Source organism: Labrenzia sp. PO1, assembly GCF_012273635.1.
Lineage (GTDB): Bacteria > Pseudomonadota > Alphaproteobacteria > Rhizobiales > Stappiaceae > Roseibium > Roseibium algicola.
Window position 1 is genome coordinate 1,097,024 of the sequence record NZ_JAAXCR010000001.1, and the last position, 12,029, is coordinate 1,109,052.

The 12,029-nt window shown below is 59.8% G+C and carries 8 protein-coding genes; 7 read left to right on the forward strand and 1 reads right to left on the reverse strand.

The annotated features are described in order from the left end of the window. Positions 1-24 precede the first annotated feature (24 nt). The 7 genes from HCG46_RS05160 to HCG46_RS05190 all read left to right on the forward strand — a co-directional run bounded on the left by HCG46_RS05160 (position 25) and on the right by HCG46_RS05190 (position 10,652). Positions 25-1,083 (forward strand): ABC transporter ATP-binding protein, encoded by a 1,059-nt coding sequence (locus HCG46_RS05160; protein WP_023003308.1) that lies wholly within the window; start codon positions 25-27, stop codon positions 1,081-1,083. A gap of 488 nt (positions 1,084-1,571) precedes the next feature. Beyond that, positions 1,572-3,956: a methyl-accepting chemotaxis protein gene (locus HCG46_RS05165; RefSeq protein ID WP_168684961.1), complete on the forward strand. Its 2,385-nt coding sequence runs from the start codon at positions 1,572-1,574 to the stop codon at positions 3,954-3,956. Positions 3,957-4,067: 111 nt separating this feature from the next. Beyond that, positions 4,068-4,646, forward strand: a complete 579-nt coding sequence (locus HCG46_RS05170; RefSeq protein WP_023003301.1) for a histidine phosphatase family protein — start codon at positions 4,068-4,070, stop codon at positions 4,644-4,646. A 206-nt stretch (positions 4,647-4,852) separates the two neighbouring features. Continuing rightward, positions 4,853-6,265, forward strand: coding sequence for a caspase domain-containing protein (locus tag HCG46_RS05175; RefSeq protein WP_168684963.1), 1,413 nt, complete (start codon positions 4,853-4,855; stop codon positions 6,263-6,265). 47 nt (positions 6,266-6,312) lie between these two features. Then, entirely contained in the window at positions 6,313-6,879 is a 567-nt protein-coding gene (locus tag HCG46_RS05180; RefSeq protein WP_023003297.1) for a hypothetical protein, read from the forward strand. 111 nt (positions 6,880-6,990) lie between these two features. Further along, a complete protein-coding gene (locus HCG46_RS05185) occupies positions 6,991-7,656 on the forward strand; it encodes a hypothetical protein (RefSeq protein WP_055656035.1) in 666 nt (221 codons plus the stop codon). 434 nt (positions 7,657-8,090) lie between these two features. Next, positions 8,091-10,652 carry an FAD-dependent oxidoreductase gene (locus HCG46_RS05190; protein WP_075282361.1) on the forward strand — a complete coding sequence of 854 codons (2,562 nt, stop codon included), beginning with the start codon at positions 8,091-8,093 and terminating at the stop codon, positions 10,650-10,652. A 138-nt stretch (positions 10,653-10,790) separates the two neighbouring features. On the opposite strand, the gene HCG46_RS05195 is transcribed toward HCG46_RS05190, so the two are convergent. Beyond that, complete coding sequence (locus HCG46_RS05195; RefSeq protein ID WP_168684965.1) at positions 10,791-12,026, reverse strand: Tm-1-like ATP-binding domain-containing protein; 1,236 nt, start codon at positions 12,024-12,026, stop codon at positions 10,791-10,793. Positions 12,027-12,029: the final 3 nt, after the last annotated feature.

Genomic DNA, 12,029 nt, shown 5'->3' on the forward strand with positions numbered 1-12,029 from the left:
TTCAATTTCGAGGAAACACTTCCAATGACCAGAAAAGCAGTCGAAATACGGATCGAGGACCTGCATCTCTCCTTCGGCACCACCGAAGTCCTGCGCGGCGTCAACATGACCATCGAACCGGGTGAATTCTACGCCTTCCTTGGCCCGTCCGGCTCCGGCAAGTCCACCCTCCTGCGTGCCATTGCAGGCTTCGGTCCGACACCCAGAGGACGCATTCTCATCGGAGGCCGCGACATTGCCAAGCTTCCGCCCTGGAAACGCAATGTCGGCATGGTGTTCCAGTCCTATGCCCTGTGGCCTCACATGTCGGTTCGTGCCAACGTCGCCTTCGGCCTTGAGGAGCGGAAAGTCGCGCGCAAGGACATCGGTACCCGTGTGGAATCGGCGCTAGAACTCGTCGGGCTCCTGCATCTCGCCGACCGCATGCCTTCCCAGCTTTCCGGCGGCCAGCAGCAGCGCGTGGCTCTTGCCCGCACCGTCGTCGTCGAGCCGGATGTCCTGTTGCTCGACGAGCCGCTGTCGAACCTTGACGCCAGCCTGCGCATCCAGATGCGCCGGGAACTTTTGTCCCTTCAGAGAAAGCTGGGCCTGACGACCATCTTCGTCACCCACGACCAGGAAGAGGCCAACACCACCGCCGACCGGATGGCCGTGCTCGACGGCGGTGTCATCCAGCAGATGGGCACGCCGCAGGAACTCTACGACACGCCGGCAAATCTGTTCGTGGCAAAATTCCTGGGAACCGCAAACATCATCGACGGAACACTTCAGCGTGGCGACGGCGGAAATACCTTCAAGATTGCCTCCGGCGAAGTGCTTCATCTCGGTGCAGGCAGCCCCGACGGTTCTTCGCTCGTGCTGCGGCCGCAGAATATCGAAATCGTCACCGACCAGAACCACCCGGACCTGATTACGGGCAAGGTCAAGCACCGGGAATTTCTCGGCAGCCAGACGCGCTACCTGGTGGAAGCAGCAGGCAGTGAGCTGATCATCGATCAGAAACATGTGGGCGGTGTCGACTGGTACGAACCCGGCATGGAAGTGAAGATGAGCGTCAACACCCGGAACGCCGTGTTGCTCTGACGTTTTTCGGCATCAGGCCTGCACGGGATCGAGCCGGCCTCCTGCCCGGTGCAGGTGTCTTCACGCCATTCAGATCCGGTGCCCGGCCCAACCTCCTCTCACCCTTCTCCCTGCGGGCGGCCGCCACTGCCGGCCGGGAGGAGCTGAAAGCCCAAGGTTCGGGCGCCGGGGCCCGTGAGCGTCAGTTCACGGGCCATCTTTCGCAGTAACACTTGCCAATATGACGCAAGGTCAAGTTTTTGATATCGGAATCGCGATACAGGTCTCGCACCGCGAAGAAAATCGCAACACCTGTCAAGCATTTCAGCGGATCAAGGAAGGTTCCGATGCTCGGTGATATTAGTCAACTTTGGCTAGGCACTTGCCTCACCGATAAAACTGACCTGGTCATAAATAGTTTGGTAACAACTACCACCTAGCTTTCCCGGATTACTCCTGTGGCGGCATGGAGTTCAGTGAACCACTGAAACTCGATTCATGGGGGAAACATGAGAGCCGCCGGCAATCTTCCGATATCGATGAAACTCGCCATCTGCATGGCTGTTTCCGTTCTGCTTACAATGTCCGTTGCGGTCGTCGGCTATGTCGCGACCCGCCAGATGGGCGGGGCAATTCAAACCTCCCAGACAACGGGCTCTGCCCTGATGTCCATGGCCCAGCTTAACCGCCTGAAAGCGCGTTACGTCGAATCCGGCAATCCGGATGACGTCTCCGTGGTGAAGGACAGCATGACCGACATCTCCGCGACGCTGTCCGTACTGCAAGCCGGTGGAGAAGACGTTGCCTCGGCGACCGGCAACATTGCGGCATTCTCGACTGCTTTCGACGCCCTGGTTGCCTCCGAGGAAGAAATCGAACGCAAACGCCTGCAGATGACGACGTCCCTGGAAAACCTGATGGCGATCGGCCACAGCGTTGCCCAGGTGGCAGCGAAACGCGAACAGAAACTGGTCGACGAGCTGCAATCCTTGAGAACAAGCGGGGAAGCAGCCAGTGAACTCGCGCAGGCAGCAACACTTGCCAGCGCCCACTCCATGCAGCTCAAGCTGGATCTGGAGACCCTGTTTCGACATCCGGACGCGGCTCACATGAAGGCCGTCAGCAAGTCCTTCGGCAAGTACTATCTTCTGATCCGCAAGCTGACGTCCTTCGCAACCGTGTCGGAAAACCTGCAGCCCGCGCGTGACCTTGCCGAAGGCGCCAACGCCATGCGCGCCCTGCTCTCTGCTGTACAGAAGGATCCGTCCCAGGCCCTGTCCAGGAGAGACGCTTTGACCAAGGGCTTTGACAGCCTTGCCGGACTGACCGATGCCGTGCGCAATGACCTTGGCCGCACCTTCAAGAGGGCCCACGGCGACATGCTGGCGATCGAGGGACTTGCCCGATCCGCTGTTGCCGAAGCCAAGGCCGGCGACGACTTTGCTGCCGAAGCCCGGGTGTTGTCAGATGCGTTCTGGCAGTTCCAGGTCAACCGGTCGGATCTTACGCGCAAGGCGGTGCTCGACAGTATCGCGGCCCTGCAGATGCAACAGGAGCAGGTGTTGTCCACCATGCTGACGGGAGCCGATGCGGTTGCAGCGCGCACCGCAATCGAAACCCTGGGCAGCGCCTTTGCGAAACTGTCTTCGGCCATGGCAGATTTCCGGGTTGCGCTTGCTGCTGCCGACACTGCCGAGACAAAGTTTGCCGAAGGCATTTCCGCGCTCAACGAAAGGCTGGAAACCAGTGCCGCCAGTACGGAAGCAAGGTCGACACTCATCCTGTTGGCAGTGTCCGCGGTCGGGTTGGTGTTCGGCATTGCGGCGGCAGTTGCACTCTGGTTCACCGTTGCCCGCCCCGTGTCCGTTCTGACAGCTGCGACCCGCCGTCTGGCTGACGGCGAAGTCGATGTCACGATCGACGGTGCGGTCACGCGCGACGAGGTTGGGCAGCTCCGTCAGGCACTCCTGATTTTCCGTGACAGCCTGCTGGAAAACCGCCGCCTCGGCGAAGAACGGTTGCAAAGCCAGTTGGCCAGTGAGGAGCGCCAACAGCATATAGACAGGCTGGTGGCCGGGTTCCGCAATGACATTCAGGACGTCCTGAAGAGCCTGTCCGAAAATGCCGGACAAATGCAGGACACTGCCCAGTCCATGACGGTGATTGCCGAAACGGCATCTTCCCTCACCGGCAACGCCACCGGTTCCTCGAACGAAGCCTCCGGCAACGTTCAGGCCGTCGCGGCTGCCACCGACGAGATGGCTGCCTCGATCGCCGAGATCGCCCGGCAGGTGGAAACGTCAAGCCAGATCGTCAGCAACGCCGCGGACAACGCCAACCGGACCAGCAGCAAGATCACCGGCCTGGCGGAAACCGCACAAAGCATCGAAGGCGTTGTTTCCCTGATCTCCGAGATCGCCGAACAAACCAACCTGCTGGCGCTCAACGCCACCATCGAGGCGGCTCGTGCCGGGGAAGCCGGCAAGGGCTTTGCCGTGGTGGCGGCAGAGGTCAAGTCGCTGGCAACACAGACCGCAAGAGCGACAAACGAAATCGCCTCGCAGATTGCGGCCATGCAGGCGTCCGCATCGGAAACGGTTACGGCCATCGGCGAGATCGTCGCGATCATGCAGGACGTCTCGGAGTGCACCAGCGCGATTGCCGCTCCTGTCGAGCAGCAGGGCTACGCGACAAACGAAATCGCGCGGAATGCCGCCCTCGCCTCCAATCGAACCATGGCGGTCGTCGAAGACATGTCCAGCGTTTCGGACGCGATCGGCGACACCCGGAAATCCGCAAGCGATGTTCTGAATGCCTCCGACGACCTGAACCAGCAGACAGCACGCATTCGGTCGACCGTGACGACATTCCTCAACGAAGTGGCGGCAGCCTGAGATCAAACGCCTGCCGGGCGGGAGCACCGACTGCTGCCCGCCCAGTTTCACCCCCGTAAAACCGGTTCGACCCGAACGGACCGCCAACATGACACTTAAAAAGACAATCCGATGACCCATCCGAAAATCATCTTCATGCGCCACGGCGAAACAGAATGGAACCTGATCGGCCGTGCGCAAGGCCGGCTGGATTCTCCCCTGACCGCAAAGGGACGCGAGCAGGCGACCCTCTTGGGAAAGATCCTCGCCCGCGAACTGGTATCAGCCGAAGGTTACGACCAGATGGTCAGCCCCTTGGGCCGAACTCTGGAAACCTCGCAGTACCTGCAGCAGAACTTCGACTTTTCGCCGGTTGAAACCGACCTGCTCGTCGAAATCGATGTCGGCGGTTTGAGCGGCCTGACAAGGCCCGAGATGTTCGAGAAGTATCCCGAACACATGAACGGCAAGCCCGGCAACACCTGGTATTTTGGCGCGCCGGGTGGCGAGACACTGCAGCAGATGCGTGAGCGCGCCGGAGCCTGGCTTGCAGGCCTGACGGGACCGACAATCGCAGTGGCCCATGGCCAGATCGGCAAGGTTATTCGAGGTATCGTTCTTGGCCTCGATGACACCGGGATCCTCAGCCTCAAGGAACCGCAGGGCGTGGTTCATGTGCTTGAAAACGGACAGGAAACGGTCTGGAGCTAAAGACTGCGGGCGTGCCCCCGTTCTGCACGCCCAGCACCTTCCCCCGCGAAAAATACAAGACCAAAACCGGAAGACAGGACGAACCCGTCACTTTGGCAATGGTCTTCCTCCATTGACGCTGTGGACAGGAAACCGGTGCTGCAGCTATACAAAGGAGAGTATTCAGCAAGAACTGCTTTATTTCATTCACTTAGCGGGGGCTACAAGTGAACTATTTGCTGCCAGCACATATTATTCGTTTAGGCGTCATTTTAACGACCATCGTATTTATTCAAATAATTTCCAGTACAGGATCCGCCTTTGCGGGTAAGCGTGTCGCACTCATCATCGGCAATTCGAATTACGAACATATTCAATCTCTGAAAAACCCTGAAAACGATGCCCTTCTCATGGCAAAAACCTTGGGCGATGCCGGTTTTGAAGTGAGGCAACTCATCGACGGCAACTACAGGGATATGAAGCGGGAACTTCTCGAGTTTGGTCGCACCTTGCGGGATTCGTCGATCGAAGCTGGCCTGATCTACTACGCCGGGCACGGTGTGCAGGTACGCGGGGAGAATTATCTCATCCCGGTGAACGCCCTTCTGGCGGATGAGGACGAGGTCGATCTCGAGGGCATCAACGTCAACGACTTCCTCAAGGTGATGAACTCGTCCAGCAGTCCGGTGAACATCGTCGTACTGGATGCCTGTCGCAACAATCCCTTCAAAGGCTCTTTCCGCTCGGCCACCCGTGGCCTTGCCCCCATCGATGCACCAATGGGCACCCTGATCGCCTATGCGACGTCACCCGGGCAGGTTGCGATGGACGGTTCCGCTGGAAATTCCCCCTACACGGCCGCCCTCAGCCGCGCCATCGAGACCAGTCCCGGCGAGCCGATTGAATCCGTCTTCAAACAGGCCCGGCGCGATGTTCTGGCCGAAACCGCCGACCGGCAGGTGCCTTGGGAAGTCAGCTCGATCACCGGTGATTTCTACTTTTATGAAGACGGTCCGCTGCCAGACGATACCGCCGGAGAAGCCGGCAGCCAGGGCAGCCTCGACGTCGCCTACTGGACCGCCATTCGCGACAATCCTTCCATCTCGGAACTGCGCGCCTATCTCGCCCAGTTTCCAAACGGCCTTTTCGCAGGTGTCGCCGCCAACCGACTGAAGGACCTCGAAGACAAGCCGCAGGTCCAGGCAAGTCTTGTACCGAGCGAAGCCGAGCAACCGATAAACGAAGCTCCGGTCCCGTCCGACCCGAAGGAACTGACGAGGGCCGTCCAGGTGGAACTCAACAGGCTTGGCTGCGACGCAGGTTCGCCAGACGGTGTCTGGGGCCCGAAAAGTGGCCGCGCGCTCGACACCTTGAGGAACGAAGCCAAGCTTCAGCTTGCGTCCTTGTCTCCCAACGCGGCTGTCCTGAAGAAACTTCGGCAGCTCGACGGCAGGATATGTCCGCTGACCTGTTCCGCCCGCTACGTATTGAAGAACAACGAGTGTGTTCTGAAAACCTGCCCGGCCGGACAACTGCTCTCTTCAGCAGGGCAGTGTTACACGAAGTCGAAACCCAGTCCCCAGTCCTCCTCATCCGGAGGCAACTGCTTCACGTTCAACGGCCAGCAATATTGTGACTGACCTGGCAGAGCGGCACACGTGCTCGAGTTTCAGATGATCGGGGCAAGATGGGGTTGATAAAAACTCTGGCAGCCAGCCTGCTTCTTGCGGCCGGCTTTGCAGGAAACGCAAGCGCGGACGACATGTCCGGCAAGACCATAACGATCGACATCACCATGCCGATCTGCGGTTTTGCCGACGGCACACAGTCCTGCGTCTGGGAACACAGCGCGTGGTTCTATCTCGCCGCCATCTTCTTCGCCGGGAACGACGACCTGTTCTATTCCTTTTCGTTTCACTCGAACTTCGAAACGGAAGGCGTCCGGATACCAACCGGCACGGGATCAGGTGAGAGGGTCAATAAAACCAAATCTGGCGACCCCATCGTCCATTTCGTGGATGTTGAGCGGCTCTCCGCAAACCGTCTTCATGCAGTCCACACCATGGAAATGGTTGAAGACGGATACATCCGGAAAAACGCATTCACGCTGGAAATGAACGGCAAGGAGTGCCGGATCCTGGAGTTCAGGCAGGAGCACTTCTCCAACACCCAGCTCAAGTACGCCTATGGAAAGCCGACCTCGCTCATTTGCAAGGTTCAGGACGGTCCGCAAACCGATGTCTATGGAAAGTGACGGCATGGACAGCGCACCGGCAAACCCGCAACCACAGCTCCAAACAAATCCATCAACATCGAATTTCAAGATCCTCCAGATGGAGGGCATTTTCCCGGAAGGAGACTTATTGTGAAGAAGATTTTGTTCCTGGCATTGACGACCTCAATGCTGGGTATGGCCGGTTGCCAGTCGACGGCACCGGAAGGCGCCTCCCCGGCCCAGAGTTCCAAATCAGCTCCCGCGACCTTCGATCTCGGCAGCAAGAAGATTTTCCTGAGCTCGAATATCAAGATCGAGCAGAAGGACTATTATTCCAACACCAACAAGGGTTCGTTCACCGAAACCAACAACCGCACAGGCACCACGGCCGTTCTGATCCGCCAGAACGGCGACAATCTGCTGGTCGCCGATCCGGACAACCAGGCGGGAACCGTGTTTGTGAACGGTAAAAGCGTCAAGACCTCCGGCAGCATCTCCGGCAAGGGCAGGACCAACTGCGTCAAGCTGGAAATCGAGGAAGGCTACAAGCGGAATATCTGTTCGCGCTACACCTACAGCAACGGCATCGTCGAAATTTCCGAAGAGGAAAAGGACCCAGCCGAGGACCGCACCACAAAGCGGACCTACAAGTTCGCCTATGACGGCAACAGCTGCCGCTTCATCAGTTTCTCGGAGTTCTCGAACGCCAAGAACGGCTATTGTGACGGACCCTGCCTTGGCTACTACGGCGGCAAGACCAAGTGGCGCTACACAATCAACAGCACATCGACTTCAGGCAACTGCAGCATTCGCTGATTGGACCTGACGCGTTGCCCCGGGCCGCAGCTTTCCGGCTTACGTTTCCCCGGGGCAACCATCCTCACCTGACGGATATGATGGCCGGAGCGCAACGCGGTGAACGCCTATCATTTGCCGCCACTCCCTTCCGGCGTGGCGCGCTTGCCGGATACTTCACCACGCACCCGAAACCCTGACATTTCCCTGATAATTCGCGGCCGTTTTCGTGCCGTGCCGCGTTATCGAAACACGACCAGCCTGTCGCAATCACAAGCCAGCTTTTCCTGACGATTTGAACCACCGTGTCGTGGCGCTTATGCCGCCATGACGCAATTACGCTATTTTGCCTGTCGATCAGTCGCGATACTGCCGCCACGAAACGGAAATCCGGTGCAGTCGCACGGACCGGACGCAGGCGGACTGCGCTCCGGTCGATGAAAAAGGAATGAGACATGTCAGCATTTCCTGACAAGGCACAGATCGTCATCGTCGGTCTCGGCGGTATCGTCGGCGCGTCGATCGCACATCACCTCATCGAACGCGGCTGGACCGACATTGTCGGCATCGACAAGTCCGGCATTCCGACCGACATCGGTTCGACGGCCCATGCGTCCGACTTCTGCTACACCACCAGCCACGACTACCTGTCCGTCTGGACCACCCAGTACTCCATCGACTTCTTCGACAAGATGGGTCACTACGCCCGCGTCGGCGGTCTGGAAGTCGCGCGCACCGGCGACGACACCTGGATGGAGGAAATCAAGCGCAAGGTGACCTCGGGCAAGGCCTTCGGCACCAATGTGCGCCTCGTGACCCCGGCCGAGATCAAGGAAAAGTTTCCGCTGATCGAAGAGGACATGGTCCAGGGCGGCATGTGGGACCCGGATGCAGGTCTCGTCATCCCGCGCTCGCAGACGGTTGCAGGCAAGCTTGTTGATGAAGGCGAGAAGACCGGCAAGCTGAAAGCCTTTGCCAATACCCCGGCCCAGTCCCTTATCGTCGAGGACGGCCACATCAAGGGCGTCAAGACCCACCGCGGCACGATCATGGCTGACCATGTCATCGTTTGCGCCGGTCTGTGGGGCCGCCTGATTGCCGAGATGGTTGGCGAAGACCTGCCGGTAATGCCGGTCGATCATCCGCTGACTTTCTTCGGCCCGTACAACGAATTCGAAGGCACCGGCAAGGACATCGGCTATCCGCTGCTGCGCGACCAGGGCAACTCCGCCTACATGCGCGACACGGGCGATCCCAAGACGGCCGAAGGCGGCCAGATCGAGTGGGGGTACTACGAACCGACCCATCCGCGCATGTGCCACCCGCGCGATCTTCTGGAGAAGGATCAGGCCCGCCTGTCCCCCTCCCAGCGCGATCTGGAAATGGAACAGGTCATGGAGCCGCTCGAGCGCGCCATGGAGCTGACCCCGATCCTGGGTGAGATCGGCTACAACGAAGGCCATTCCTTCAACGGCCTCCTGCAGGTTTCCGCGGCCGGCGGCCCCTCCTGCGGTGAAAGCCAGAAGGTTCGCGGCCTGTGGTACTGCGTTGCGATCTGGGTCAAGGACGGACCTGGCTACGGCAAGCTGCTGGCTGACTGGATCACCGATGGCCGGACTGAAATCGACCATGCGTCCATCGACTATTCGCGCTTCTATTCCCACCAGCTGTCCGAGAAATACATCGAGGACCGCTGCTACGAAGCTGCGCAGAAGATCTATTTCCCGGCGATCCACCCGCGTGAGCCTTACCTGACGAGCCGCAGCGTCAAGCGGTCCCCGTTCTACGACCGCGAGGTTGAACTCGGCGGCCACTTCATGGAACTGGGCGGCTGGGAACGCGCGCATGGGTATGCCGCCAACGAGCATCTGCTGGAAAAATACGGCGACCGGGTTCCGGTTCGTGAAAACGAATGGGACAACCGCCATTTCTGGCGCGTCTCCAACGCCGAGCAGCTCGAACTCAGCGAGAACTGCGGCATCATCAACCTGTCGCACTTCTACATGTTCGACGTCGAAGGCCCGGACCATGTGGAACTGCTGGAGTGGCTGTGTGCCGCGAAGATCGGCGGCGATGCCAACATCGGCAAGGGTATCTACACCCACTTCCTCGATGACGAAGGCAACGTACGTGCCGACCTCACGGTCTTCCGCATGGCAGACCGCTGCCGCATCGTCGACGGTGCGGACGCCGGCCCGCGCGACTATCACTATGTGAAGCGCATCGCCGAGGACAAAGGCTTCGACGTCACGGTGACCGACGTCAGCGAGCAGTACACCACCATCGGCATCTGGGGCCCGAACGCCCGTGAGAACCTGAAGAAAGTGGTTGCCGATCCGGCAGCACTCGATCCTGAAAACTTCCCCTTCGCGGGCATCCGCCAGATCGAAATCGCCGGCAAGTCCGTCATGGCCCTGCGCCTGTCCTATGTCGGTGAACAGGGCTGGGAACTGCACATGAAGTACGAAGACGGCCTGGCTGTCTGGGACGCTCTGCGGTCCACGGGTGTCATCGCGGTCGGCGTCGAAACCTACGCCAACTCGCGCCGCATGGAAAAATCCCTGCGCCTGCAGAACGCCGATCTTCTGACCCAGTACAACCTCCTGGAGGCTGATCTGGCCCGCCCGAAGGTCAAGGAAGCGGATTTCCGCGGCAAGGCAAAGCACGTCGAGTACCGGGAGCGCGACAAGCAGCCGGCCATGCTCTGCACGCTGGTGATGCTTGAAAACACAGATGCAAGCGGTGTCAAACGTTACCCGGTCGGCGCGATGCCGGTGCAGGATCCGGACACGGGCAAGACGCTGGTCGACAGCCTGGGCCGTATTTCCTACACGACCTCGGTCGCCTATGGCCCGACCATCGGCAAGAACATCGCTCTTGCCTACCTGCCGCAGGAGTACTGCCAGGTCGGCCGCAAGCTGAATGTCGAGTATTTCTCGGAAACCTACCCGGTCGAGGTCGCCGGTGTCGGCTATCAGCCGCTCTACGATCCGGAAAACCAGAAACCACGGTCCTGATGACCAAGGCCCGTGACAGGCAACGACTTGCCACGGGCTGACCTCAGATCACAAGAACAAGCTAAAGCCCCATCTCACGACCCCAAAAAGCGCCGCTCGCCGGCGCTTTTTCCTTTCGTGGCACGCGCGGCGGCCGCCTTAACCGCCCCGCATGACAATCCCTTTTTCGACCCATCTGTCGAAAACGCCAAGCACAGCATCCGCAAACGCCTTGTCGTTGATATGCGCCGAAACCTCGGTCGTCTCGATACGGCCCGGGAAGACTGTCCTGACTTCGTCGATGAAGGCCGCCAGCCCCTCCGGATCGTGGGCTTCCTCGCCCTCCTTGTCCCAGGCCTCGATACCGCCAAGCGGCAACAGGAAATGGGTCGGCCCCTTGGCCGCCTCCAGCCGATCGGCGAGTGCATTCGCCCACTGACGGCGCTCCTGCGGGTTGAAGACGGAGCTCTTGATCAGACGATTGTGCTCGTGAAACGGCCTGTCGGCATATTGCGCCGGGATTTCCTGCCAGCCGGCAAAATCCACCAGATCAAGCGCGCCCGGCGCCACGATCTGCGGCGTGCCCAGCCTGCCTGCATTCTGCAGCCGGTCCGGCCCGCTGCTGACTAGCGACCCTGCCAGGAGATTGCCGAATTCCTGCAGGCAGAAATCCATGACGCAGCAGAACGCCCCTTCCCGTGCCAGGCTTTCGAAAGCCATGCCGCCCATGCCGGTGGAATGGAAGACAGCGACTTCATACCCCCGGTCTTCGAGTGCCGGCTTCAGAAGCTTCATATAGGACAGGCAACTGGAGCCAAGCGATGTCATGCCGACCAGCGGCTTTGAGCGATCCGGCATCTGCGCGGCCCTGGCGGCACCCAGCACGGCGCCTGCTGCCTGCGCCAGCGACGACTTGCAGATTTCGTTGAGGCCATAAAGGCCACCGGCCCACAGGATCATCTGGATATCGGGCGCCAGCCGTTCCGGCGGGATCAGAGACGAGAAGCTGACCGTGGACACGATGAATTTCGGTACGCCCATCGGCAGCGCCTGGGCACAATCGAGTGCCAGGTCCGTCCCCATGGTTCCGCCAAGCGCGATCATGCCGTCGATACGGCCTTGCGCATAAAGGTCGGCGACAAGCTTTGCCGCACCCTGCGCCATCACCTGAAAAGCCTTGTTCTCGTCGCCTTGCGCAATCACGTCCTCAATGGACATGCCGCCCGCCTTGGCGACCTCATGCTTGGAAATGCCGGTCGGCATCGCAGGATCACCCAGCACGCTGACATCCATCGTCAGCACCTCGCCACCCTGATCGCGTATGGTCTGCTCAATGAATTCCAGTTCGGCATTCTTGGTGTCGTAGGTCCCGATGGACAGGATTGTCTTGGTCATGGA

Excerpts from the sequence above, each read along its gene's own strand:
- HCG46_RS05160 (WP_023003308.1), top strand. The coding sequence starts at position 25 with ATGACCAGAAAAGCAGTCGAAATACGGATCGAGGACCTGCATCTCTCC.
- HCG46_RS05165 (WP_168684961.1), top strand. The coding sequence starts at position 1,572 with ATGAGAGCCGCCGGCAATCTTCCGATATCGATGAAACTCGCCATCTGC.
- HCG46_RS05170 (WP_023003301.1), top strand. The coding sequence starts at position 4,068 with ATGACCCATCCGAAAATCATCTTCATGCGCCACGGCGAAACAGAATGG.
- HCG46_RS05180 (WP_023003297.1), top strand. The coding sequence starts at position 6,313 with ATGGGGTTGATAAAAACTCTGGCAGCCAGCCTGCTTCTTGCGGCCGGC.
- HCG46_RS05190 (WP_075282361.1), top strand. The coding sequence starts at position 8,091 with ATGTCAGCATTTCCTGACAAGGCACAGATCGTCATCGTCGGTCTCGGC.
- HCG46_RS05195 (WP_168684965.1), bottom strand. The coding sequence starts at position 12,026 with ATGACCAAGACAATCCTGTCCATCGGGACCTACGACACCAAGAATGCC.